General features: G+C 64.2%; 22 protein-coding genes. 14 read left to right on the top strand and 8 right to left on the bottom strand.

The window, feature by feature from the left end; translation table 11 throughout:
* Positions 1 to 784: thiamine pyrophosphate-dependent enzyme (locus AQZ50_RS09565; RefSeq protein ID WP_067745874.1), on the top strand; the 784-nt coding region annotated here is incomplete at its 5' end.
* A 118-nt stretch (positions 785 to 902) separates the two neighbouring features.
* Positions 903 to 2264 (top strand): cryptochrome/photolyase family protein, encoded by a 1362-nt coding sequence (locus AQZ50_RS09560; protein ID WP_067745872.1) that lies wholly within the window; start codon positions 903 to 905, stop codon positions 2262 to 2264.
* Here the strand turns inward: AQZ50_RS09560 and AQZ50_RS09555 are convergent, their stop codons facing one another.
* From AQZ50_RS09555 to purF, 3 genes are all read right to left on the bottom strand, one after another.
* Complete coding sequence (locus tag AQZ50_RS09555) at positions 2265 to 2639, bottom strand: PilZ domain-containing protein (RefSeq protein WP_067745870.1); 375 nt, start codon at positions 2637 to 2639, stop codon at positions 2265 to 2267.
* 148 nt (positions 2640 to 2787) lie between these two features.
* On the bottom strand, positions 2788 to 3507 hold the full coding sequence (locus AQZ50_RS09550; RefSeq protein WP_067745867.1) for an SDR family NAD(P)-dependent oxidoreductase: 720 nt from the start codon (positions 3505 to 3507) through the stop codon (positions 2788 to 2790).
* Positions 3504 to 4967, bottom strand: a complete 1464-nt coding sequence (gene purF, locus AQZ50_RS09545; protein WP_067745946.1) for an amidophosphoribosyltransferase — start codon at positions 4965 to 4967, stop codon at positions 3504 to 3506. Before purF ends, AQZ50_RS09550 begins: the two co-directional genes overlap by 4 nt.
* Positions 4968 to 5271: 304 nt before the next feature.
* Between purF and AQZ50_RS09540 the strand changes: the two genes are divergently transcribed.
* The 7 genes from AQZ50_RS09540 (at position 5272) to AQZ50_RS09510 (ending at position 15089) form a co-directional block, all read left to right on the top strand.
* Positions 5272 to 6738, top strand: a complete 1467-nt coding sequence (locus tag AQZ50_RS09540) for a GGDEF domain-containing protein (RefSeq protein ID WP_231730192.1) — start codon at positions 5272 to 5274, stop codon at positions 6736 to 6738.
* 158 nt (positions 6739 to 6896) lie between these two features.
* On the top strand, positions 6897 to 8138 hold the full coding sequence (locus AQZ50_RS09535) for a lipoprotein-releasing ABC transporter permease subunit (RefSeq protein WP_067745945.1): 1242 nt from the start codon (positions 6897 to 6899) through the stop codon (positions 8136 to 8138).
* Positions 8131 to 8811, top strand: coding sequence for an ABC transporter ATP-binding protein (locus AQZ50_RS09530; RefSeq protein WP_067745863.1), 681 nt, complete (start codon positions 8131 to 8133; stop codon positions 8809 to 8811). Before AQZ50_RS09535 ends, AQZ50_RS09530 begins: the two co-directional genes overlap by 8 nt.
* Before the next feature lie 59 nt (positions 8812 to 8870).
* A complete protein-coding gene (locus AQZ50_RS09525) occupies positions 8871 to 9359 on the top strand; it encodes a glutathione peroxidase (protein WP_067745861.1) in 489 nt (162 codons plus the stop codon).
* A 66-nt stretch (positions 9360 to 9425) separates the two neighbouring features.
* Positions 9426 to 13031 carry a DNA polymerase III subunit alpha gene (gene dnaE, locus AQZ50_RS09520; protein WP_067745859.1) on the top strand — a complete coding sequence of 1202 codons (3606 nt, stop codon included), beginning with the start codon at positions 9426 to 9428 and terminating at the stop codon, positions 13029 to 13031.
* 22 nt (positions 13032 to 13053) lie between these two features.
* Positions 13054 to 14655, top strand: coding sequence for a long-chain fatty acid--CoA ligase (locus AQZ50_RS09515; RefSeq protein ID WP_067745857.1), 1602 nt, complete (start codon positions 13054 to 13056; stop codon positions 14653 to 14655).
* Positions 14655 to 15089, top strand: a complete 435-nt coding sequence (locus AQZ50_RS09510) for a DUF1330 domain-containing protein (protein WP_067745943.1) — start codon at positions 14655 to 14657, stop codon at positions 15087 to 15089. The genes AQZ50_RS09515 and AQZ50_RS09510 overlap by 1 nt, the downstream gene beginning before the upstream one ends.
* Here AQZ50_RS09510 and AQZ50_RS09505 read toward each other — a convergent pair.
* The 5 genes from AQZ50_RS09505 to AQZ50_RS09485 form a co-directional block, all read right to left on the bottom strand.
* Complete coding sequence (locus AQZ50_RS09505) at positions 15086 to 16156, bottom strand: PA0069 family radical SAM protein (RefSeq protein ID WP_067745855.1); 1071 nt, start codon at positions 16154 to 16156, stop codon at positions 15086 to 15088. The two genes, AQZ50_RS09510 and AQZ50_RS09505, sit on opposite strands and share 4 nt — an antisense overlap.
* A 71-nt stretch (positions 16157 to 16227) precedes the next feature.
* Positions 16228 to 16551 (bottom strand): ribonuclease E inhibitor RraB, encoded by a 324-nt coding sequence (locus AQZ50_RS09500; RefSeq protein WP_067745853.1) that lies wholly within the window; start codon positions 16549 to 16551, stop codon positions 16228 to 16230.
* A 116-nt stretch (positions 16552 to 16667) separates the two neighbouring features.
* Positions 16668 to 17195: a molybdenum cofactor biosynthesis protein B gene (gene moaB / locus AQZ50_RS09495; RefSeq protein ID WP_067745851.1), complete on the bottom strand. Its 528-nt coding sequence runs from the start codon at positions 17193 to 17195 to the stop codon at positions 16668 to 16670.
* Complete coding sequence (locus AQZ50_RS09490; RefSeq protein ID WP_067745941.1) at positions 17185 to 18960, bottom strand: lytic transglycosylase domain-containing protein; 1776 nt, start codon at positions 18958 to 18960, stop codon at positions 17185 to 17187. Before AQZ50_RS09490 ends, moaB begins: the two co-directional genes overlap by 11 nt.
* 67 nt (positions 18961 to 19027) lie before the next feature.
* Positions 19028 to 19882, bottom strand: a complete 855-nt coding sequence (locus AQZ50_RS09485; protein ID WP_231730191.1) for a uracil-DNA glycosylase family protein — start codon at positions 19880 to 19882, stop codon at positions 19028 to 19030.
* Between the two features lie 60 nt (positions 19883 to 19942).
* Between AQZ50_RS09485 and AQZ50_RS09480 the strand changes: the two genes are divergently transcribed.
* From AQZ50_RS09480 to AQZ50_RS09460, 5 genes are all read left to right on the top strand, one after another.
* Positions 19943 to 21589, top strand: a complete 1647-nt coding sequence (locus tag AQZ50_RS09480) for an electron transfer flavoprotein-ubiquinone oxidoreductase (RefSeq protein ID WP_067745849.1) — start codon at positions 19943 to 19945, stop codon at positions 21587 to 21589.
* A gap of 80 nt (positions 21590 to 21669) precedes the next feature.
* A complete protein-coding gene (locus tag AQZ50_RS09475; RefSeq protein WP_067745848.1) occupies positions 21670 to 22479 on the top strand; it encodes a 4-(cytidine 5'-diphospho)-2-C-methyl-D-erythritol kinase in 810 nt (269 codons plus the stop codon).
* On the top strand, positions 22476 to 23201 hold the full coding sequence (locus AQZ50_RS09470; protein ID WP_067745846.1) for an N-formylglutamate amidohydrolase: 726 nt from the start codon (positions 22476 to 22478) through the stop codon (positions 23199 to 23201). The genes AQZ50_RS09475 and AQZ50_RS09470 overlap by 4 nt, the downstream gene beginning before the upstream one ends.
* 97 nt (positions 23202 to 23298) lie before the next feature.
* Entirely contained in the window at positions 23299 to 25161 is a 1863-nt protein-coding gene (gene ilvD / locus AQZ50_RS09465) for a dihydroxy-acid dehydratase (RefSeq protein ID WP_067745844.1), read from the top strand.
* A 57-nt stretch (positions 25162 to 25218) separates the two neighbouring features.
* Positions 25219 to 25590 carry a hypothetical protein gene (locus AQZ50_RS09460; RefSeq protein ID WP_067745842.1) on the top strand — a complete coding sequence of 124 codons (372 nt, stop codon included), beginning with the start codon at positions 25219 to 25221 and terminating at the stop codon, positions 25588 to 25590.
* The last annotated feature ends 5 nt before the right edge of the window (positions 25591 to 25595 follow it).

Genomic DNA, 25595 nt, shown 5'->3' with positions numbered 1-25595 from the left:
TGCTTTTGCCACGGGCATCAAGCTGGCCAACCCCGAGCTCGATGTCTGGGTGATCACCGGCGACGGCGACGGCATGTCGATCGGCGGCAATCACACGATGCACATCATCCGGCGCAACGTGAACACGCAGATTCTGTTGTTCAACAACGAGATCTATGGCCTGACCAAAGGGCAGTATTCGCCCACCAGCCGCGAAGGCACGCATTCGCCGACTTCGCCGCTGGGCTCGGTCGATCATCCGGCATCCCCTTGCGCCTTTGCGCTCGGCGCGGGCGGACGGTTCATCGCGCGGTCCTATGACGTGTCAAAGGATCTGCCTTCGGTGCTGAAGGCGGCGCATGCGCATCAGGGCGCGGCATTCGTCGAGATTTTCCAGAACTGCATCGTCTACAACAAGGATCGCTTCGACGATTTCACGGCCAAACCGGTTGCCGATGCCAGCCAAGTCTGGGCGCGTAATGGCGAACCGCTGCTGTTTGCCAAGGGCACCAAGGGCATTGCGCTCGATCACGCGACGCTGTCGCTCAAGGTCGTCGATGTCGTCGATGGCGATTGGCAGGCTGCGGGCGTGCTCGTCCACAACGCGACCAATCGCACGATTGCGCACTTGCTGGTCGAAATGCCGTTTGGGCCGTTTCCGATGGCGCTGGGCGTGATCTACGACGATCCGCGCCCGACATTCGAAAGCGCGCTGCTTGGTCAGGACGCCAAGGCGCGCACCGGAAAAAGCGCCGATCTCGGCAAGCTGCTCGCCAAGGGCCAGACTTGGACAGTGGCCGGCTGACGCCGGTTGGGACAGTGGCCGGCTGACGCCGGTTGGGACAGTGGCCCGCTGACATAATCCATGCGACCTGCCCCAAAGGGCAGGTCGCGCAGGGTGACGTGGTGGGCACAAGGGCGGCATGACCGACCCCGTGATTGTCTGGCTGCGCCAGGATCTGCGCCTTGCCGATCAACCCGCCTTTGCCGCCGCCGCTGCCGAAGGGCCGGTGATCCCGGTCTATGTGCTCGACGATGAGACGCCGCGTCATCATCGCATGGGCGCAGCCGCGCGTTGGTGGCTGCATCACAGCCTGGCCAGCCTCGACGCGGATTTGCGCAAGCTGGGCTCGCGCCTGGTCCTGCGCCGGGGCAAGGCGCATGAACAATTGGCTGCGATCCGGCGCGAAGTCGGCGCCCGGCGTGTCCATGCCATGGCTCATGCCGAACCCTGGTGGCGCAATGCCGAGCGCATGGTCGCCAAGACGTTCGACCTCGTGCTCCATCCCGGTCAATATCTCGTCCCGCCCGGGTCGCTGCTGACCGGATCGGGGCGTCCCTATCGCATCTACACGCCGTTCTGGCGCGCCCTGAATCAAAGGATGCCGCCGCATCGACCTTTGCCCGCGCCGACGTGGCTCGATGCGCCGTCGTTCTGGCCAAGCGGCGACAGGCTTGACGGCTGGCGGTTGCTGCCGACCGCGCCTGACTGGGCCGAGGGCTTTCGCGTGACCTGGACGCCGGGTGAGCGCGGCGCCCGTTCGCGCTTGACGGCGTTCCTCGATCGCGCCGGAGTTTATGGCGAATGCCGCAATCTGCCCTCCCTCGAGGGTACGTCGCGCCTGTCGCCACACCTGCATTTCGGCGAGATTTCGGTGGCGACCGTGTGGCAGGCCGTGGCCGAAGTCGGCGGCTCGGTCGGCGTGTTTCTCGGCGAACTGGGCTGGCGCGACTATGCGGCCAATGTCACCGTGCAAATGCCCGATTATGCGACGCGCAATGGCAGGGCCGATTACGATCGCATGGCATGGCGCGATGACCTTGCCGGATTGCGCGCCTGGCAGCAGGGGAAGACCGGCTATCCGATCGTCGATGCGGGCATGCGCGAACTGTGGGCGACCGGCTGGATGCATAACCGGGTGCGGATGATCGCCGCGAGTTTTCTCGTCAAACATCTGTTGATCGACTGGCGCGAAGGCGAACGCTGGTTCTGGGATACGCTGGTCGATGCCGACCATGGAGCCAATGCGGTCAATTGGCAGTGGACGGCGGGCACCGGCGTCGATTCGAACATGTTCGTGCGGATCATGGCGCCCTTGACCCAATCACCCAAATTCGATGCCGCAGGCTATATCCGCCGCTGGGTGCCGGAACTGACGCATCTGTCGGATTCGGCTATCCATGATCCTGCGGCGCGCCCGGCCGGGTATCCTTTGCCGATCATCGGCCATCAGCAAGCGCGGGCGAGGGCGCTGGCCGCCCATGCCGCGCTCCAGAATGCATGATCAGGCGATCGGGTCGTCGTCAATCGGGCCATGGCGCTGGTGGGCGATGATGGCATCGAGCGTTTCCTGGGACAACAGACTGGCGAAAGCGACCCCGAACAGGCCTGCTTCCCACCACACGACTTCGCCCCGGATCGGTTCAAACCCCGGAACTGTCAGCCAGCAGAAGTTGTGCGCTTCCAGTCGCTTGGGCGATGTTGCGGTAAAACCACCCAGCGACAGGTCGCGGACGATCGTCTGAAACCCGCGGACACCCGACGGGCGCACGGCGGCCGCAATATGCACGCGCACACGGGGCGCGCTGCGATCCTCTTGCGAGGAATGCTCATAACTGCCCGGTCCGAACCGGGAGTCATTCCAGGTGGTGTCGCTCATCGCAAGGCCCCGATTGTGCGCCGATTATGAAGGCTTTTTGCACTTGGTGGTCAGGGATTTTGACAGCTTGGCGTTAACCCATTGCCAGACAGACTGGTTAAGCGGGCATCAACCGTCGATTAGGCCGATATCGATCAGGCTGCAGGGATCACGTTGCGGGGGCTTCGACGCGTTCTCTGTGGGGGCTGGCAAAGGGTTCACCGACCAGCGCGGCGATCCGTGCGCCGACCGCTTCGGGTGCCTTGACGCTGGCCGGGTCTTCGCCGGGAAAGGCCTTGGCGCGCATTGCGGTGCGTGTTGCGCCGGGATCGACAATCGCCACGCGGATCGCCGAAATCCCGCGCACTTCCTGCGCATACGCATCGAGCAGGTTGTCAAACGCCGCCTTTGACGCGCCATAGGCGCCCCAATAGGCGCGCGGCTTTGCACCCACGCTGCTGGTCACGCCGATCACCCGGCCGTTTTCGCTCTTGCGCAAAAGGGCATGAAAGCTGGCGATCAGCGCTTGTGTTGCAGCGACATTGAGCAAAAGACCGCGATTGAGATCGCGCGGCTCGATTTGCCACACCGGCGTCAAGACCGGCAAGACCGCCGCGTTGATCACCAGCATGTCGAGCGCGCTCCAGCGCCCGGAAATCGCCGCACCGAGCCGCGAAATCGCATCGGGTTCGGCCAGATCACATGGCGCGATCGTCGCTGCGCCGCCCGCTTCGAAAATGGCCTGTTCGACTTTTTCCAGATCGCGCGCGGTGCGCGCGACAAGGATGACGTGCGCGCCCTTTGCGGCGAGTGCGAGGGCTGTCGCGGCGCCGATGCCCCGGCTCGCCCCGGTGACCAGCGCGACCTGGCCCGATAGCTCGCCGCTCATTCGGTCACCTGCACGATCCCGCGCACCGCCGCTTCGCGGTCGCCAAGGTCGGTCAGCCGGGTGGGATAATCGCCGCTGAAACAGGCATCGCAATATTGCGGGCGAGCGGCATTGCGCTGCGCTTCGCCGACCGCGCGATAGAGCCCGTCGATCGACACGAAGGCCAGACTGTCGGCCTGGATAAAGCGGGCCATTTCCTCGACATCCATCCGCGCGGCGAGCAGCTTTGACCGCTCGGGCGTATCCACGCCGTAAAAGCAGGAATGCTCGGTCGGCGGGCTGGCAACGCGAAAATGGACTTCGCTCGCGCCGGCTTCGCGCATCATCTGCACGATTTTCAGCGAGGTGGTGCCGCGCACGATCGAATCGTCGATCAGGACGATGCGTTTGCCCGCCACGAGCGCGCGATTGGCATTGTGCTTGCGCTTCACATCGGCGTTGCGCTTGCCGTCGGACGGCTGAATGAACGTGCGCCCGACATAGTGCGAACGGATAATGCCCAGCTCGAACGGAATGCCCGACTGTTGCGCATAGCCGAGCGCGGCCGGCACGCCGCTGTCGGGCACGGGAATGATCAGATCGGCATCGACGCTCGATTCGATGGCGAGCTGTTCGCCGATCGCCTTGCGCACCTGATAGACCGAGCGTCCGCCGATCAGCGAATCCGGACGGCTGAAATAGACATGTTCGAAAATGCACATGCGCGGGCGCGCATCGATAAACGGACGATGCGAAGTGATGGTGCCGTCAAGCGCGACCTGGACCAGTTCGCCCGGTTCGATTTCGCGCACGAATTCGGCGCCGACCACATCGAGCGCAACCGTCTCGCTGGCAAAGATCACCGCGTCATCGAGCCGACCCATGACCAAGGGACGAATGCCGAGCGGATCGCGACAGGCGATCATCCCCTCGGGCGTCATGCAGATCAGCGAATAGGCCCCTTCGACAAGCCGCAGCGCATCGGTGAAGCGGTCGAGCAGTGTGGGGTAGCGGCTCGTCGCGACGAGGTGGATGATGACTTCGGTGTCGGACGTCGATTGAAAGATCGCGCCTTTGGTCACGAGATCGCGCCGCAGCGTCATCGCATTGGAAATGTTGCCGTTATGCGCAATGGCAAACCCGCCCGAGGCGAGATCGGCGTAAAGCGGCTGAACATTGCGGAGCCCGGCGCCGCCGGTCGTGGAATAGCGGACATGGCCCGCCGCCATCATGCCGGGCAGTTCGGCCAGCGCTTCGCTCGACGAGAAATTCTGTGCGACATGGCCGGTGCCGCGCCGGGAATAGAATTCCGTGCCGTCAAAGCTGGTGATGCCGACAGCTTCCTGCCCGCGATGCTGCAGGGCATGGAGCCCGAGCGCGGTCATCGCTGCCGCTTCGCGCAATCCCACCACGCCGAAAATGCCGCATTCCTCGCGCAGCTTGTCGCCGTCCGCGTCGTAAAAAGGGTTCGTCAGGTTCATCTGTTCAGGATCGATCCACAGGCGAAAGGCGTCATCCATCGCTGGTGAATTCCTTTGCTGGTTGGCCGTCGGTGCAAAGCAGTCGTGCCCTGCAATCCGGGCGCCATGTGGCCCCGTTTGGCCCGGAACGCAAGGGGCCGCAGAGCCGCAGATGACCATATCATGACACCACCACCGCGCGCGACCTTGTCGACATCGCGCAAAAGGATGCAGCCGCCCCCTTATTTTCATGGTAATCATGGTGTTAAGACTGAGCCGTAATGTGAAATTAACCAATACGACGGCTAATGGGCCTATGGGTAAATTGCGTAGCCTTGTTGGTCTGTCGGCGGTGACCCTGCTCTATTTTGGCGGGGTCGCTTTCGCCTGGCTGTTCGGCCGGACCAATGAAGGCGTGGCCATGGTATGGGTGTCGGGCGCCGTGCTGGCCGTATGGCTTTGCGTTGCCGATCGCAGGGGGCGGATCGGGGCGCTGATCACGTGCGCGATTGTGAGCGAGATTGGCGCGGGATGGTTCGGACCTGGCTGGGCGATGGGCGCGGTCCTGACTGCGGCGAGCCTCGGTGAAGCGACCGCTGCGGCGCTGCTCACCAGGCGCACACTGCGCAAGGCCTGGCCCGCCGCGACAATCGAGATGGCCGCGGTTTTCCTGATCGGGACGGCACTGGTAATTCCGGCATGCAGCGGCCTTGTCGCAGCAACGGCGCTGCATCTGGTCAAGGGCGTCGCCTTTGGCCCGGCGTTCCGCGCCTGGGTGCTGGGACATGGTGTCGGGTTGGTCGCGATCATACCTTTTGGCATGACTGCGCTGACGCGGTTTTCCGCCTGGGGCGGGGCCCTTATCGACCGGCGGCATGCCGCCGGGACTGTAAGCGATGACCGGTCGCGTCCGAGCAAAGTTCTGGCTTCGCTGCTGATGCTCGCCACGATGGCGTTGCTCAATGTTTGCGTGTTCGAGCAGGATATTCGCTGGCCGCTGGCCGCCCCGCTGGTGTTTGCGCTGTTTGCGGCGGTCTGGGCCGACGTGCTGATTGCGACGGCGATGCCTGTGCTGGTCGCCCTGATTGCTGCGCCGCTCACCGCTGCGGGCATCGGCCCGATCGCCCCCGGATTGCCGCTCGCGGCGGATCGGCTGCAATTGGGGCTGGTCTATGCCGGGCTGGTTGCGTGCTGTTCGCTGCCGCTGGTGGTCGAACATGCGCGGCGGCGGCAGGAAATCGCGCGTCTCAGCCGCAGCGCCGCGCATTATCAGGCGAAATCACAACGCGCCGACGATCTGATCGACGAATTGCGCCGCGTCTCGCTGACCGATCCCTTGACCGGATTGCCCAATCGGCGGGCATTTTTCGATTCGCTGGCGGTGCAGTCCGCATCGAACGAGCCCGCATGCGTGGCGATGATCGACATCGATCATTTCAAGCAAGTCAACGACCGCCTTGGCCATGCCGCAGGCGACACGGTCCTGTGCCATTTTTCCGACCTGGCCCGAAAAGCCTTTCGCGCCAGCGATATGGTGGCACGGATCGGCGGCGAGGAATTTGCCGTGATCTTGCGCGGCATCAGTGTCGAACAGGCCTGCCTTGTCTGCCAGCGGCTGGTCGACCGGCTCGCCGAGACCCAGATCACCACGGCGATGGGCGCCGTGCGGGTAACGATCAGCAGCGGGATTGCCCCCATTCATCAGGATGGCGAGGCGGCCATGGCGGCGGCCGATCGGGCGCTCTATCAGGCCAAGCGCGAAGGGCGTTCGCGGCTTTCGGCGGTCGCCTGACATCTGCGCACCATTTCACAGCGGCCCCGATCCAAACCGGCCCCGATCCAAACTGCCCCCGATCCAAACTGCCCCCGATCCAAACTGCATTGCCACGCGCAGCCCGAGCCCCTAGATGCTTTGGGCATCGGTCGTAATCCGCGAAAGTGACGCATCGTTTGTTTCTGACACCTTTCGAATGGACCATTGCCCGGCGTTATATCCTGCCCGGGCGCAGCGAAGCGTTCATCGCGCTGGTTGCCGGGATCAGTCTCGTCGCGGTCATGCTCGGCGTTGCCGCGCTGGTCATCGTGATGAGCGTGATGAACGGGTTCCGCGCCGAACTGATGGACAAGATCGTCGGGCTCAACGGCCATGCCGTGATCCAGGCCTATGGCGGTCGGCTCGATGACTGGCAGGGGCTGGTCAAACGGCTTCAGGCAACGCCGGGGGTGACGCGGGCAACCCCGTTGATCGAACAGCCTTTGCTGGCAACATTCAACGGCCGGGTCGAGGCGATCATCGCGCGTGGCAATACCCAGGCCGATCTTGCCCGCATGGCCGAAAAGAAAGTCGCCGGATCGTTCAAGGACGTTCAGCCCGGCGCCGGGCAAGTGGCAATCGGATCGCGCCTTGCCGAAAACCTAGGCGTGCAGGTCGGCGATACGATCACCATCATCAATCCCGCCGGGCGCAGCACGCCGTTTGGCACGGTGCCGCGCGAAATCGGCTATCGCGTCGGCGCGATCTTTGAAATCGGCGTCTATGACTATGACAACGCCTTTGTCGTGATGCCGATCAGCGATGCGCAGACGCTGCTCCTGTCCGGCGATTCCATCGGCATGATCGAAGTCACCACCAGCAATCCCGATACCGTCGGCGAAACGCTGGCACCGATCAAGGCGCAGCTCAACGGTCGCGCCGTCGTCACCGACTGGAAAACGCTTAACGCCAGCCTGTTTCAGGCGCTGGCGGTCGAGCGCGTGGCGATGTTCGTCGTCCTGTCGATCATCGTGCTCGTCGCGGTGTTCAACATCCTGTCCTCGCTGATCATGCTGGTGCGCGCCAAGACGCGGGATATCGCCATCTTGCGCACGATGGGGGCAACGCGGGGCAGCATGGTGCGGATCTTTGTCGCGATCGGTTCGCTGATCGGCGCGGTCGGCACCGGGGCGGGGCTGGCGATCGGATTGATCTTTCTCCATTTCCGCCAATCGGTGGTCCATGGCGTCGAATGGCTGACCGGGCAAAACCTGTGGGATCCGTCGATCCGTTTCCTGACCGATCTGCCGAGCAGGGTCGATCCGAAGGAAATCGTCGGGATCTGCGGCATGTCGCTGCTGCTCAGCTTCCTGGCCACGCTGTACCCCGCGCTTCAGGCCGCGAGCACCGATCCGGTTCAGGTCTTGCGCTATGAATGAGGCAAAACCAGTCGTCAGCCTGGTCGATCTGCGCCGCACGTTTCATCAGGGCGGTGTCGCGATCGAAGTGCTGCGCGGTGTCAATCTCGACATCATGCCCGGCGAGATCGTCGCGTTGCTCGGTCCTTCGGGTTCGGGCAAATCGACCATGCTTCAGGCGATCGGCCTGCTCGAAGGCGGGTTTCAGGGTCTGATCGAAATCGCGGGGACCGATGCGTCAAAGCTGTCGGGCGATGCGCGCACGGCGCTGCGGCGGGATCACATCGGCTTTGTCTATCAATTCCATCACTTGCTGCCCGATTTCACGGCAACCGAAAATGTCGTCCTGCCGCAATTGATCGCCGGAACGCCCAAGGCCGAGGCGACCGCGCAGGCGCGCAGCCTTCTCGAAACGCTGGGGCTGGAACATCGGCTCGATCATCGGCCCAGCCAGCTTTCGGGCGGCGAACAGCAACGCGTCGCGGTGGCGCGCGCGCTTGCCAATCGCCCCTCGCTGGTGCTGGCGGACGAGCCCACCGGCAATCTCGACGAAGCGACCGCCGACCGGGTGCTCGACGAATTGCTGCGGCTGGTGCGCGGCCAGGGCAGTTCGGCGCTGATCGCCACGCACAACGAACGGCTCGCCTTTCGCATGGACCGGGTGCTGCGCCTGCATGAAGGCGTGCTCGAATAGCCTTGCGCGCCCGTGCCGTTGCCGTACCCTGTTCGCCATAACGATACGGGAGAAACGCCGTGGCCGAACCGCGCACGATTGCCGATTTTACCGCAAAACTGCCCAATGGCGACGAGATCGCGCTGAGCGAAAAGCTGGGCAAAGTCCTGCTGGTGGTCAACACCGCCTCGAAATGCGGCTTTACCCCGCAATACGATGGGCTTGAGGCGTTGTGGCGTGATTATGGCGACAAGGGCTTCGAAGTGCTCGCCTTTCCCTGCAACCAGTTCGGCCATCAGGAACCGGGCAGCGCGGACGAGATCGAAAGCTTCTGCAAGGTCAATTTCGGCGTGAGCTTTCCCCTGTTCGCCAAGATCGACGTCAACGGCGATGATGCCACGCCGCTCTACCAATGGCTCAAGGCCGAAGCGCCGGGGATCGTCGGCACCAAGGCGATCAAATGGAATTTCACCAAGTTCCTGATCGACCGCGACGGCAAAGTCGTGCGCCGCTATGCCCCCACCGACAAGCCCGCGAGCATCGCCAGGGACATCGAGAAACTCCTGTAATCAGGACAGGTGATAACCGGACAGGGCATCTCCCGATTTTCCTTGGGCACGCTTATATAGTGGCCCATGCCTTACGCCCCGTTCGTCCCGCTTCGCATCTATTCCTCCTACACCATGCTCGATGGCGCGGTGGACCCCAAGGCGATTGCCAAGACGGCGGCGGAGCGCGGGTTTCCGGCGGCGGCGATTACCGATCGCAACGGGCTCTATGGCTCGGTTGCCTATGCCAAGGCGTGCAAGGATGTCGGCGTGCAGCCGATCATCGGCACGATGCTGGCCGTCGCGCGGCCCGAACGCGGCGGTGCGGCGCAAAGCGGTTTCGGGCCGGGCGGGCAGCAACAGGCGCCGACGATCGACTGGATCGCGCTCTATGCGCAGAATTCGACCGGTTATGACAATTTGTGCCATCTGGTCAGCCGCGCGCATCTCGACCGGCCGCTCGAATTTGCCGCGCATGTGCGGATCGAGGATCTGGACGGGCATACCGACGGGTTGATCTGCCTGACGGGCGCGGGGGAAGGGGCGCTCACCCGCCTGTTCGCCGATGGCCAGCACGCGGCGGCGGAAAACTATGCCGAGACGCTGGCCGCACTGTTTCCCGACCGGTTTTACATCGAACTGGCCCGGCGCAACGATCCGGCGGAAGAACGCGCCGAGCCCGCCCTGATCGATCTCGCCTATGCGCGCGACTGGCCTTTGGTCGCGACCAATCCGGCCAGCTTTGCCGAGCGCAGCTTCTACCCTGCGCACGATGCCATGTTGTGCATCGCCAGTTCGACTCACGTCGACAGCCCCGACCGCCCGCGCTCCTCGGTCGAATGGTGGATCAAGCCCGCGCTGGTGATGGAGGAACTGTTCAAGGACATTCCCGAGGCGCTGGCCAACACGCTCGTCATCGCCCAGCGCTGCGCGGTCATGCCGCCCAAGCGCAAGCCGATCCTGCCCAGCCTTGCCGGTGACCAGGAAGGCGAAGCGCGGATGTGTGCCGCCGACAGCCGTGTCGGGCTGGTCCGTCGGCTTGAGCCGTATTATCCCGCCGAGGCGCACGAAGATCTGGCCCGCCTGCTGACCCTGGGGCCGGATGGCGATCCGCAAAGTTCGGATTATCCCGCGCTGGAGGCCGCCGGGATCTGGGGCGAAGTCAACGACTATCGCAACCGGCTCGAATTCGAAATCGGCATCATCAATCGCATGGGGTTTGGCGGCTACTTCCTGATCGTTGCCGACTTTATCAAATGGGCCAAGGACAACGGGATTCCGGTGGGGCCGGGGCGTGGTTCGGGCGCGGGCTCGCTGGTCGCCTGGGCGCTGACGATTACCGACCTCGATCCGATCCGGCTCGGCCTGCTGTTCGAACGTTTCCTGAATCCCGAGCGCGTGTCGATGCCCGACTTCGACATCGACTTTTGCGAAACCCGGCGCGGCGAAGTGATCCGCTATGTCCAGGCCAAATACGGCATGGATCACGTCGCGCAGATCATCACTTTCGGCAAGCTCAAGGCGCGGGCGGTCCTGCGCGATACCGGCCGCATCCTGCAGATGAGCTATGGTCAGGTCGACCGCCTGTGCAAGATGGTGCCCAACCATCCGACCGACCCCTGGCCTTTGCCGCGCGCGCTCAACGGCGTGCTCGAACTGAAGCGCGAATACGACAACGATCCCGAAGTGCGCCGGCTGATCGACCTTGCCATGCAATTGGAAGGTCTGCCGCGCAACAGCTCGACTCACGCGGCGGGCGTGGTGATCGGCGACCGGCCTCTGGCGCAACTGGTGCCGCTCTATCGCGATCCGCGTTCGGACATGCCGGTGACCCAGTTCGACATGAAGCATGTCGAGGATGCGGGGCTGGTCAAGTTCGACTTTCTCGGGCTCAAGACGCTGTCCGTCCTGCGCAAGGCGGTCGACCTGCTCGCCCGGCGCGGCATTTCGATCGATTTGTCGATGCTCGCCTGGGACGACGCACAAGTGTACCGTTTGCTGCAATCGGGCGACACGGTCGGCGTGTTCCAGCTCGAATCCGAAGGCATGCGGCGCACGCTGGCTGCGGTCAAACCGACCAATTTCGGCGACATCATCGCGCTCGTCTCGCTCTATCGCCCCGGCCCGATGGACAACATTCCGCTATTTGGTCGGCGCAAGAACGGGCTCGAATCGATCGAATACCCGCATGACAAGCTCGCCGGGATCCTGTCCGAAACTTACGGGATTTTCGTCTATCAGGAACAGGTGATGCAGGCGGCGCAGATACTCGCCGGGTATTCGCTCGGGGATGCCGACTTGCTGCGCCGCGCCATGGGCAAGAAGATCCAGGCGGAAATGGATCAGCAACGGCTGCGCTTTGTCGCCGGTTGCAAGGACATGTCAGACATCGACGCGGCCAAGGCCAACGAACTGTTCGATTTGATCGACAAGTTTGCCGGATACGGCTTCAACAAGAGCCACGCGGCGGCCTATGCCCTGCTCGCTTATCAGACCGCGTGGATGAAGACGCATTATCCGCATGAATTCTATGCCGCATCGATGTGTTTCGACATGCATCAGTCGGAAAAGCTCAACGTCTTTGTCGATGACATGCGCCGCAACGGGATTGCGCTCGCCGGGCCCGACATCAATCGGTCGGAGGCCGAATTCAGCGTCGAGCGGACCGAGGAATCCTATGCCGTGCGCTATGCGTTGGCGGGCCTGAGGAACGTCGGCGAAAAGGCGATGGACGCGATCGTCGCCGAGCGGGAAGCGAACGGGCCGTTTGAATCGCTCGACGACATGTTCCGCCGTTTGCCTGCGGGCGCGATGAACCGGCGCCAGTTGGAAGCGCTGGCCGCAGGCGGCGCACTCGATGGCCTTGAATCGAACCGGGCCAAGCTGATCGCCAATGCCGAATTGCTGATGGCCGTCGCCGACGAGGCGGCCCGCGCGCGGACATCGGGGCAGCACGGCCTGTTTGGCGGCGACGATCATGTCGAACAGGCAACGCGTCTGGCCGAAACCAGGCCATGGACCCGCGCCGAACAGATGGCCGCCGAACGCGAAAATTTCGGGTTCTATTTTGCCGCGCATCCGGTCGGAGAATATCGCGCGATTGCCGTTGCGAATGGCGCGCGGACGTATTCCAGTCTGATGGCGGCGGGCGCTACCGCTGCCGGGCGGACCGGCGCGGTGATGGCGGCGATGGTCGAGGCGGTGCAAAAGCGCAAGACGAAGCGCGGCAAGGACTTTGTCATGGCCGACTTTTCGGATTCGAGCGGCCTGTTTTCCGCATCCTGCTTCGAGGAAGGCCTGGTCGAACCGTTCGTGCAATGGGCGCGCGAGGGGACGTGCGTCCTGCTCAATGTCGAACTGGACCGTCCCAATGTTGATGAGCCCCCGCGCGTGACCGTGCGCAGCGCACGACCGCTCGCGTCGGTGACCAACGCATCGAAAATGATCCTGCAATGCGAAATCCTGCGCCCCGAGGCGGTTGGCGAACTGGCCATGCTGTTGCCGCGTGCGCCCGATGCGCGCGGCGAAGTGCGCGTGCATCTGCGCACCGGGCGCGGGCGCGAGCCCTGGGCGATCCTGGGGCAGGATTTCCGGCTCGACAGCGAATTAATCGAACGGTTGATTCCGATCGAGGGGCTTGCCAATGTGGCGCTGACGGCGAAGCCCGACAGACACCTGCGGCTCGTCGAATAGCAAGATCACTGGAGAATGGATGATGCTGGGCGGGATGCAGGACTGGAAACTCAGGGTCACCGCCCTGATCGATCATGCCGCCCGCGAAAGCGGCACGCGCGAAATCGTCTCGCGCTGGGCTGACGGCAGCGAAAGCCGTACCAATTGGGCCGGGGTGCGCCGCGATGCCTTGCGCATGACGCAGGCGCTGCGCGCGCTGGGGATCAAGCCCGGCGAGCGAATCGCCACACTGGCGATGAACCACCACCGTCACCTGATCAGCTGGTACGGCGCGGTCGGTGCCGGGGGCATTCTGCACACGATCAATCCGCGCCTGTTCGACGATCAGCTCGAATATATCGCCAACCATGCCGAAGACCGCGTGTTGTTGTTCGACCGGCAGTGGACGGCAATCGTCGAGCGGATGAAGCCGCGCTGTCCGACCATCGAGCACTATATCTGTTTCGACAGCGATCAGCCCGCACCCCATTTTGAAGACTGGATCGCCCCTTTCGACGGCGAAACCGAATGGGCAGACGGCGACGAGCGTGACCCGTGCATGCTGTGCTATACCAGCGGCACCACGGGAAATCCCAAAGGTGTGCTCTACGAGCACCGCTCGACCATGCTTCACGCGATGGCGTGCATGACCGCGCCGGTGTTCGGGCTCGACACGCGCACGGTGATGATGCCGATCGTGCCGATGTTTCATGCCGCAAGTTGGGGCACGCCGTGGGCGGGCGCTGCGGCGGGGGCCAAATTCGTCTATTCGGCGGTCAACGATCCGGCGGTGCTGTGCGACTTGTTCGAGCGCGAAAAAGTGACTGCCGCCGCCGGCGTTCCGACCGTGTGGCTGGGCGTGTTGCAACATCTGGAAAGAACCGGAAAACCGATTCCGCCCAGCCTGTCCCAGGTCGTCTGCGGCGGCTCTGCCATGCCGCGCGCCATGGTCGAACGCTTCATGAAAGAAGGCATTCGCGTCGCCCATGCCTGGGGCATGACCGAAACTTCGCCGATCGGCACGACCGGCGCGGAAACCGCCAACTGGGACGAACTGACTTTCGACGAACAAGTCACGATCAAGGCGATGCAGGGGCGTCCGCCATTCGGGGTCGAGCTGCGCTGCGTCGATCTGGGCGATGCGGACAAAGTCCTGCCGCGCGACGGAAAGACGGCGGGCGTGCTGCAAGTGCGCGGCCCGTGGGTGGTCAAGCGCTATTTCAAGGCCGAACACGACGCGACCAATGCCGAAGGCTGGTTCGACACCGGCGATGTCGCAGTGATCCATCCCGATGGCACGCTGCAACTGACCGACCGCACCAAGGATGTGATCAAATCAGGCGGTGAATGGATCAGCTCGGTCGAGCTGGAAAATGCGGCGATCGGCCATTCCGCCGTGGCCGAAGCGGCCGCGATCGGCGTCTTTCACCCCAAATGGGATGAACGCCCGCTGCTGATCGTGGTGAAAAAGCCCGGTGCGGATGTCGATGAGGCAGAACTGCGCCGCTATCTCGGCGAGCACGTGGCGAAATGGTGGGTGCCCGACGAAATCGCCTTCGTCGACGAACTGCCCCACACGGGCACCGGCAAGATCAGCAAGAAAGACTTGCGCGATACCTTTCGCGATTACCGTTGGAGAGCATGATGGTGCAGGACACGGGCTTCATCGACCCCGATCGGGCAAATTTCGACCGGTTCAAGGCGCTGCCACGCGACACGCCGATCCACATGCTCAATCTTGTCCGGTTCAGGCCGCTGGCCGTGTACCCCGCCGGCCATCCGCTGGCGGACAAAGGGTTGACCGGCGCACAGGCCTATCGCGAATACATGCGCACGATCCAGCCCGTGCTTGAACGCGCCGGTGGGCGCATCGCCTGGTCGGGCGGATTCGAATGCGTGGTGACCGGCCCGGCGGAATGGCCGTGGGACGAAACCTTCGTCATGGCCTATCCCGACGCGCTGTCATTCCTGGGCATGATCAAGGACCCGGACTATGCCCCCGTCGTGGTGCACCGGCAGGCCGCTGTTGCCGACAGCCGCCTTGTCCGGTTTTCGCCGCAAAACCGCACGCCTGGCTAAAACAGCGCCAACTGACCGTCGGCGGTGGGCGGGCGAAAGTGGCTGCAATCGAGCACGGGCCGGGTCTGCGCGATTCCGGCGCGTTGGCGGGCAAGGCGAAACCGGGTGCGGATCAGATCGGCCCAGACGCCCTGCGGCTTCATCCGGGTGAAAAACGCCGGATCGTTGTCGCGGCCCTCGCGCATCGAACGGATCGTGGCCATGACTTTGTCGGCGCGGTCGGGGAAATGCGCGTCGAGCCATTCGCGGAACAGCGGGGCGACTTCTTGCGGCAGGCGGATCATGATCCAGCTTGCCGATCGAGCGCCTGCCGCACCGGCGCGGGCGAGGATCGCCTCGAGATGGCTGTCGGTGATCGCCGGGATGATCGGTGACACGTTGACCCCGACATGGACCCCGGCTTCGGCCAGCCTGGCGATGGCCAGCAGCCGCTTTTCCGGAGTCGATGCGCGCGGTTCGAGCGTCGCCGACAGCCGCGCATCGAGCGAGGTCACCGAAATCGCCACGGCAATCAGATTGTCGCGCGCCATCTGCGCAATCAGGTCGATGTCGTCGCAGATCCGTGCCGACTTGGTGGTGATCGTGACCGGATGGCGCGCCTCGGCGCAGATTTCGAGAATTTGCCGCGTCAGGCGGTATTGGCTCTCGATCGGCTGATAGGGATCGGTGTTGGTGCCCATCGCGATCGGCGCGGGGCGATAGCCCTTTGCGCCCAGTTCGCGGCGCAACAGCCGCGCCGCATCGGGTTTGGCAAACAGCCGCGTTTCAAAATCGATCCCGGGCGACAGATCGTGCCAGGCGTGCGTCGGTCGGGCGTAGCAATAGACGCAGCCATGCTCGCAGCCACCATAGGCATTGATCGAGCGGTCAAAGGGAATATCGGGCGAGGTGTTGCGCGACAGGATCGTCCGCGCGGCCAGCGCGGTAACGTGCGTGCGCAATTTGGGCGGTATGCCGTCGATCGATGCCGCTGCATCGAGCCAGTCGCCATCAGCCTCGCGCGCGGGCAGATGATACCGCCCGCTCGCGCGGTTGCTGATTGCGCCTCTGCCCTTGATCGGTTCCATGGGTGGAACGTACCAAGAACAAAGGCGCTATTCCAGTCAAATCAGGCGTTATGAAAAATCAGATTCGGGCATCATTCGTCGTCGTACAGGCCCCAACCATCGGATTCGCCGTTGAACGACTGCGCCAGCGCTTCGAGCCGCGCTTCGATCTCGCTGATCGCTTCGGGGGTGGGGACGAGTTCGATGGTCACCGCGACTTCCCACGGATCGACTTCGTCTTCGGGTTCGAGCACGTCGATGTCGATGCCTTCGCCCGCCGCAGCTTCGGCAAAGGATGCGGCTTCGGCTTCGCTGGGGAAGACATGGGCGAATTCAACCGCACGGACCAGCGTCAGGTCGAGCCCATCGGCTGCGAATTCCTTGAGATAGGCGGTGTTTTCTTCGAGAAGGGCCATGAGAATGCCTCTGGGCTTGAGGGGAAAGGGGGGCTTGAGAAAAAATGGATTTGGTCGGGAGGATAACGCCGGTTCTTGGCAGTTTCGGGACGGTCAGGCCCCTTGCGACGCCCGGCTTATTTCTCGGTCAGACGCGGCATCAGCTCGACGAAATTGCAGGGCCGGTTACGGCTGTCGAGCTGTTCGTCGAGGATCTTGTCCCACCCATCCTTTACCGCACCGTTCGATCCGGGCAAGGCAAAGATATACGTCCCGCGCGCCACGACCGCGCAAGCGCGCGACTGGATCGTCGACGTGCCGATGGTCTGATAGCTGACCCAGCGGAACAGCTCGCCAAAACCGGGAATGTCGCGCGTCTTGACCCGGTCGAGCGCTTCGGGGGTGACATCGCGTCCGGTCAATCCGGTGCCGCCGGTGATGATCACCGCGTCGATGCCGCGATCGTCGATCCAGTTGTTGAGCCGGGCGGCAATGCGCAAGGCATCGTCCTTTTCGATCGCACGCGTCACCAGCGCATGGCCTTTGGCGCGAATGCGCTCGGCCAGAATGTCGCCCGACGTATCGTCGTCAGGCCCGCGCGTATCGGAAACGGTCAGAAGAGCGATGGTGATCGGCTTGAATTCACGGGTCGTATCAATCGCCACGCGACGCCAGCCTTACGTTTTGCGCGCCGCCGAGCCCGGGGAATTTCGGCCACAGGCCCTGAACCAACCCCAGTCGGCTTTCCGACGGGCCGCCCGCCTGACGTTCGTACATCCAGTAATTGCGCATGACAGCAGAGACATAGCCGCGCGTTTCCCAATAGGGAATCGATTCCATCCACAGCAGCGGATCGCCATGATCACGGATCTGCGCGTTCCAGCGATCGACCGGCATCGGCCCGGCGTTGTAGGCGGCGATGACTTTGGGAAGGAGGCCCTGCGTCGCCGGTTTGTCGCGCAACACCGTGAGGTAGGCCTGCCCAAAGGCAAGGTTCACGTCGGGCAGTTCGAGTTGCTTGTCGCGCCCTTCCATCGCCGGATCGAAGCGCACGAGCAGGCGCGCCGTTCCGGGAAGCACCTGCATCAGCCCACGCGCGCCCGCCGGGCTGGTCACTTCGGTGCGAAAATTGGATTCCTGCAGCGTATGGGCAAACAACAGCGCGGGATCGACTTTCCAGCCGTTGGCCGGAACCCATTTCGGCGCCGGGAAACGTGCTGCGTCATCGGCATGGGCGCCGGCGGGCGCGTTGCTCGCCATCCACAGCTGCGTCGCGGGCAGGCCAAGATCGCGCGCCAGGCGCGACAGCGGGGCATAAAGCGACGGATCGCCGATCCGGGCCTGATGGCGCAAGACCTGATCGGCAAGCCCATCGGCGCCGATTTCCGCCAATTGCACCGCCAGCCGGACATTGCCCAGCGTGCGCAGTTTCTGCCAGTCGTCGTTGCTGAAATCGGGCGGTGCGGCAGCGGCGGATTCGCGCAGGCCGAGCGATTCTGCGGCCATCATGCCATAAAGCGTATCGCGCGCCGCCGCTGCCGCGCGCAACGAAGGGACGACGCGTTCGGGCTGCCGCGCCCGCAACCAGGCGCGCGAGGCCCAGTAATTGCCGGCGGACGCGAGTTCGGGATTCTGTGTCAGCCCGGCGGCGCGCGCAAAGGATTCGGCGGCGGCGGGATAATCGTTCAACCGCCAGGCCGCGAGCCCTGCGGTCCACATCGCTTCGGCCACCCAGGGCCCGCTGCCGCCGTCAAACGCCGAAAGCGCCACGCTCCGCGCGGTCATGTCGTCGTTGTTGATATAGAAGGCCCAACCGATTTTCTGGCGCCATTCGGCCCGCGCCTCGCTCGACAGCGTGGCGTCGATGCCATCGAGCAGCGCGCGCGCGCCGGTCGGATCGTCGGCCTTGATCCGGGCCTCGATCGCGCCGGCGACGGCGTCGGGCATCGTCCCGTCGGCGGTGCGGTGCGGCTTGGCCCGGCGCGCCATGGCCGGTTGGGCAAACAACTGCTGCGCATCGGGCAACGCGGCGGGCAGGGTAGTCGCCCCGCGCTTGATCGCCAGCCGCGCCAGCGCGTCGGACCAAGGCAAATCGGGCGCTTGCGCGATCAGATCGGTCAAAGGCTGCAATTCGGCGCGCGGCGAACCGGGGGCAAGGAACATCTGCGCGCGGGCCACGGCATGCAGCGGCCCATCGCTCCGCTTGTCGAGCAATTGGCGCGCGCCGCTCCAATCCTGCTTTGCCATCGCGGCAAAGATCTGGCGGTAATAGTCGCGATCGTCCTGGGTCAGCAGGCTGGGAACGGCAGTGCGGTCGGCGCGGCTGCGGAAGTAGTCGGCGGCTGCCGAATTGGCGCGCGCGGGCAGGCTCAGGCCCACACCCGCAACGGCGGCAAAGGCGCAAACCGATACCCGGAGGCGCAACAACACCGTCACGCCTGATCGAACCCCATTTTCACCCGAATTCCCACTTTGCGCATAGCCCCGTTATATCATGTCATTCGATGATGCCGGTATCCCAGTCAAGCCAGCGATTCCACAGTCCGGCCTTGAGCGCCGGCCGTGCCACGATCGCTTCGAGATCATAGACGGATAACGCCGGAACAGTTGCACCATTATGGTTGAACGGAGGTAAACGCGTGGGGTTATTCGGTGAATCGTTGCGCAGGAGCGTTGAAATGCCGTTTTGTCCGAACAGGATGGCCCGTTGCGGCCTGACCAGCGCGATATGGTGCGCCAGCAGGTCGCCCAGCCCCTGCTCGGCGAGCGCGGCCCAGTCGGGCGCCGCGACTCGGGCGGGAAGAGCCGCCGCGCAATAGACTTCCGCACGCGATAGCCCGGCGGCCGCCAGAAATCCGTCGAGCAAACGCCCAGCCGGGCCCGACAACAGTGATTCGCTGTCCTGCGCCTCGGGCATCGGCACCACGATCATCATTGCGGGCGCTTCGGGCCCCGCAGGCGGTACGCGCAGCGCGCCATTGGCGGCAAGCGCGGGCTCGGTCATCCACCATGCGGCAAATCCGGCCAGATCGGTGGGCCAGGCATCGCGTCCTCCGGCGATCGCCACCGCTACGGCGGGCGGTGCTTTTTCGACCGCCCTGGCCTTTGGAGGAGGGCTCGGGCGGGTAACCGCAAGCCAATCGCGCGGCGTATCGGCAAAGTCCGCATCCACGCCCGCATCGCGCCACCAGGCCAGCGCAGCCTCGACAGCCTGTGCAAGCCCAGGGGCCGAAAGGCCGGAATACTGGCCGGCGGCGGCGCTGTCGCCCGCTGTGAATTGCGAAATCGGTGGAACCATGTAAGCGGTATTGACCTTGAGCGAGACAGCTTTCAAGGCAGAGCAGAGATTCAATTACGCGGTTAATCCTGCCGTTGGGCAAGAAGGCCGCATTTGCGCGAGACGGAGCGGGGAATGAGCGAACGGGAATCGATGCCCTATGACGTTGTCATCGTCGGCGGCGGACCGGCGGGACTGGGGGCTGCGATCCGGCTGAAGCAGGTCAATCCGGACCTGGCAGTCTGTGTGCTCGAAAAGGGCTCGGAAATCGGCGCGCATATCCTGTCGGGCGCGGTCGTCGATCCGCGCGCGCTTGACGAATTGCTGCCCGACTGGCGCGATCGGGGCTGCTCGCTGGCCGATACGCCGGTGACCGATAACTGGCACTGGGCGCTGACCCGCACGGGCAAAGTGTCGATTCCGCACTGGCCGATGCCGCCGTTCATGTCGAACCATGGCACTTATACCGGCAGTCTCGGCAATCTGTGCCGCTGGCTGGCCGAACAGGCGGGCGAGCTTGGGGTCGAGATTTTTCCCGGCTTTGCCGCTGCCGAAGTGCTGTTCGACGAAAACGGCGCGGTCATGGGCGTCGCCACGGGCGATATGGGAATCGGCAAGGACGGCGAGAAAAAGTCCGATTATCAGCCGGGCATGGAGCTTCATGCCAAGTATACGCTGTTTGCCGAAGGCGCGCGCGGCCATCTGACCAAGCGGCTCAAGGCGCATTACGATCTCGAGCGCGATTGCCAACCGCAAGTCTATGGCATCGGCATCAAGGAATTGTGGGACATCGATCCCGACAAGCATGTGCCGGGCCGGGTGCTGCACACCCAGGGCTGGCCGCTGTCGGAATCCAATTCGTGGGGCGGCGGGTTTCTCTATCATCAGGCGAACAATCAGGTCGCGCTCGGGTTTGTCACCGCGCTCGATTATGCCAACCCCTATGTCTACCCCTATGAGGAATTCCAGCGCTGGAAACAGCATCCGGAAATCCGGGCGATCCTCGAAGGCGGGCGCCGCGTGTCCTATGGCGCGCGCGCGATCAACGAAGGCGGCTGGCAATCGGTGCCGCACCTGGCGTTTCCGGGTGGCGCGCTGATCGGTTGCTCGGCGGGCTTCGTCAATGTGCCGCGCATCAAGGGCAGCCATACCGCGATGAAGTCGGGCATGCTTGCCGCCGAAGCGATTGCGGCGGCGATCGGCGCCGGGCGCGAACATGACTCGCTCGAAGAATATGACGCCGCCGTGCGCGAAAGCTGGATCGCCACCGAGCTGAAACTGGTGCAGAACGCGCAGCCGCTGGTGGCCAAATTCGGCGGTTCGCTCGGCACCGTGCTGGCGGGCGCCGACATGTGGGCGCGCGTGCTCAAGGTCAATCCGTTCAAGGGCATGAAGCATCACACCGATGCCGAAGCGACCCAGCGCGCCGATCTGTACAAGCCGATCGCCTATCCCAAGGCTGACGGCGTGATCAGTTTTGACCGGCTGACCAATGTCGCCTATTCCTATACCAACCACGAAGAAGATCAGCCGTGCCATCTCGTGCTGACCGATCCCGACGTGCCGGTGAAGATCAATCTGAAACTCTACGCCGGGCCCGAGGCGCGCTTCTGCCCGGCCGGGGTCTATGAATTCGTCGGTGTCGACGAAGGCACCCCGCGCTTGCAGATCAACGCGCAAAACTGCGTCCACTGCAAGACGTGCGACATCAAGGACAAGACCCAGAACATCACCTGGATCACGCCCGAAGGCGGCGGCGGGCCAAACTACCCCAATATGTAAGCTTTTTCAGGCGCCGCCCCCCCATGGGGGCGGCGTTTGGGGGTTGCCCGAGGACGCATTCGCCTGCAGGGACATGTGCGATGGCTGCCGATCCCTTTCGTGAAACCGCTTTTGCCAAGATCAATCTGGCGCTGCATGTCCGCAAGCGCCGGGACGATGGCTATCACGAGCTCGAAACGCTGTTTGCCTTTGTCGATGCGGGTGACGAACTGGTGGTCGCTCCGGCGGACCGGGACAGCCTGATCGTCTATGGCGAATTTTCCGGCGCGCTCGATTGCGGTGACAATATCGTCGAGCACGCGCTGGCGCTTCTTCCGAGGCAGGACCACTGGGCCGTCAGCCTCGACAAGCGGTTGCCCGTCGCGGCGGGGCTGGGTGGCGGGTCTGCCGATGCCGGGGCGATCTTTCGGCTGGTGGAGCGGTTGCATGGCTTGCCGGACGACTGGGCGAGCCTTGCGGCGGGGCTCGGCGCCGATGTGCCCGCATGCGTGCGCAGCCGCGCGGCTTTGGGTCTTGGCACAGGGACCGAGCTTGTCGAAGTGAGCAATGATCTGGCTGGTGCGCCGGTTTTGCTGGTCAATCCGCGTGTGCCGCTGCCGACCGGGCCGGTGTTTCGCGGCTGGGACGGCCTCGATCGCGGGCCTTTGCCGAGTGGCGATTTGCGCACGATCGCCATGCATGGCCGCAACGATCTCGAACCGGGCGCGATTGCGCTGGTGCCCGCGATTGCCGATGTGCTGGGCTGGCTGGGGCAAAGCGGGGCGTGGCTGGCGCGGATGTCGGGCTCGGGCGCGACCTGTTTTGCGCTTTATGCGGATGCTGCCGCGCGCGATGCCGCTGCGGCGGACGTGCCCGCCGCATGGTGGCATTGCGCCGGAAACCTGCGATGAGCGGCCCCTTTCGCGTGATTGGCGATACCGCGCCGGGCGGAATCCTCGTTGTATCCGACCATGCCTCTGCCCGCATTCCCGACGACATCGATCTGGGCATCGATCGCGCCTTGCTGCGCCAGCATGTCGCTGTCGACATCGGCGTTGCCGCCATTGCCGAGGCGCTGGTCGAGCGACCGGGCTTTGCCGCGTTTCTGGGCGATGTCAGCCGACTGGTATGCGATTTCAACCGCGACGAACATGGCCCGAGCGTGGCGCCGATCGCCAGCGACGGCCATGCCATTCCCGGCAATGCGCTCGATCATGACGGCCATGAAGCACGGCTGGCGCGGTTTTACCGGCCCTATCACGCAGCCCTGGCCGATCTGATCGACCGCATGCGACCCGGCCTGATCGTTTCGCTGCACAGTTTTACCCCGCATCTGGCGAGCCGCCCCGATGAGGCGCGCCCCTGGCACATCGGCATTCTCTACAATCGCGACCGGCGCGGCGCGGCGCTGGCGCTCGACCTGCTGCGCCACGAACCGGGCCTCGTCGTCGGCGATCAGCAACCCTATTCGGGCGCGGTACTCAACGCGACGATGAACCGTCATGCCGAAGCGCGCGGTGGCCTCTATTTCGGCGCCGAAATTCGCCAGGATCTGATCGCGGATGTGGCGGGTCAGGCGCAATGGGCCGATCGTGTCGAACGGGTTGCGCGCGCGGTGGCGGCTGCCGCCTGATCGTTGCAAATTAACCTTTCGACCTTGGCCTTGCTCTCGTCTAGGGCACCCGGTCACACAGTCCGTCACTTGCCGTACCAATTCGGAGTCGCCCGCAATGCCGCCCTATCGTTCCCGCACCACCACCCACGGTCGCAACATGGCCGGCGCCAGAGGTCTGTGGCGCGCGACGGGGATGAAGGACAGCGATTTCGGCAAGCCGATCATTGCGGTGGTCAATTCGTTCACGCAGTTCGTGCCGGGGCACGTCCACCTGAAAGATCTTGGCCAACTGGTTGCGCGCGAGATCGAGGCCGCAGGCGGCGTTGCCAAGGAATTCAACACGATCGCGGTCGACGATGGCATTGCCATGGGCCACGACGGCATGCTCTATTCGCTGCCCAGCCGCGATCTGATCGCCGATAGCGTCGAATATATGGTCAATGCCCATTGCGCCGACGCGATGGTGTGCATTTCCAACTGCGACAAGATCACGCCGGGCATGCTGATGGCGGCGCTGCGCATCAATATCCCGGTGGTGTTCGTCTCGGGCGGGCCGATGGAAGCGGGCAAAGTCCTGCTGCGCGGCAAGGAACACGCGCTCGACCTGATCGACGCGATGATTGCCGCTGCCGATGACAGCTATACCGACGAAGAAGTCACCACGATCGAGCGCTCGGCCTGCCCGACGTGCGGATCATGCAGCGGCATGTTCACGGCCAATTCGATGAACTGCCTGACCGAAGCTTTGGGGCTGAGCCTGCCGGGCAACGGCTCGATGCTGGCGACCCACGCCGACCGCGAACGCCTGTTCCGCGAAGCGGGGCGGGTGATCGTCGATCTGGCGCGCCGCTGGTACGAACAGGACGATGCGAGCGCCTTGCCGCGCACGATCGCGGGCTTTGCCGCGTTTGAAAACGCGATGAGCCTCGACATCGCGATGGGCGGGTCGACCAACACCGTGCTGCATTTACTCGCCGCCGCGCACGAGGGCGAAGTCGATTTCACCATGACCGACATCGACCGCCTGTCGCGCCGGGTGCCGTGCCTGTCGAAAGTGGCCCCGGCCAAGTCCGACGTCCACATGGAAGACGTTCACCGCGCGGGCGGGATCATGGCTATCCTGGGCGAACTCGAACGCGGCGGGCTGATCAACACCGATCTGCCGACCGTGCACAGCCGCACGCTGGGCGATGCCCTGGCGCAATGGGACATCGGCCGGACCAATTCGCCGGCGGTGCAGGAATTCTTCCGCGCGGCGCCCGGCGGCGTGCCGACGCAAGTCGCCTTCAGCCAGAACCGCCGCTGGGCCGAGCTCGATCTCGACCGCGCCGGCGGGGTGATCCGCAATGTCGACAATGCCTTTTCCAGGGACGGCGGACTTGCGGTGCTGAGCGGCAATATCGCGCTCGACGGCTGCATCGTGAAAACGGCGGGCGTCGATGACAGCATTTTGAAATTTACCGGCCCGGCAGTCGTGTTCGAAAGCCAGGATGCGGCGGTGACCGGCATTCTGACCGGACAAGTCAAGGCGGGCGATGTCGTGGTGATCCGCTATGAAGGGCCGCGCGGCGGGCCGGGCATGCAGGAAATGCTCTATCCGACCAGCTATCTGAAATCGAAAGGCCTCGGCAAGGCTTGCGCATTGATCACCGACGGGCGCTTTTCGGGCGGCACGTCGGGGCTGTCGATCGGCCATGCCTCGCCCGAAGCGGCCGAAGGCGGGACGATCGGGCTGGTCGAAAACGGCGATGTCATCGCCATCGACATTCCCAATCGCACGATCCGGCTCGATGTCGCCGACGACGTGCTCGCCGCGCGCCGCGCCGCGATGGAGGCCAAGGGCGACGATGCCTGGAAACCGGCCAAGCCGCGCCCGCGCAAGGTTTCGGTCGCTCTGCAGGCCTATGCCGCAATGGCGACGAGCGCGGCGCGCGGCGGCGTGCGCGATCTCGCCCAATTGAAAAAGCGGACCAAATGAAAAGGGTTTTGATCGAGCGCGCTTGACCCGGTGGGCAAAGCGCCGGATGGGAGAGGCATGCGCAAGGTTGCTTTCCTGATCCCGTTGCTGCTGGCGCCGTTGCTGTTGGCAGGGTGCGGGCGCCCGGCGGGCGATCCCGAGCCCGACATGCGCCCGATCGACTGCGCGCTGAACGGTGCGAGCGGCTTTGCCCCGTTGTGTCAGGTCGAACAGGCGGGCGAAATGCTCGTCATTCATGAGCCCAGCGGCGCGTTTCGCCGCTTGCGCAAAGTCGATGACGGGCGCGGCGTGGTCTCGGCCGACGGGGTCGAAGAAGCCCATGTCGCCTGGATCGCCGATGGTCGGCTCGAAGTCGCGATCGGGCCGGATCGCTATCGTTTTCCCGCCAAAGTGAGGCCGGACCCCAAAGTGAGCCCCGACCCAAAGTGAGCCCC

Origin of the sequence: Novosphingobium sp. Fuku2-ISO-50, from assembly GCF_001519055.1 — a bacterium.
Lineage (GTDB): Bacteria > Pseudomonadota > Alphaproteobacteria > Sphingomonadales > Sphingomonadaceae > Novosphingobium.
The sequence above is the reverse complement of the archived record's forward strand: the minus strand, read 5'-3'. Positions and strand labels throughout refer to the sequence as shown.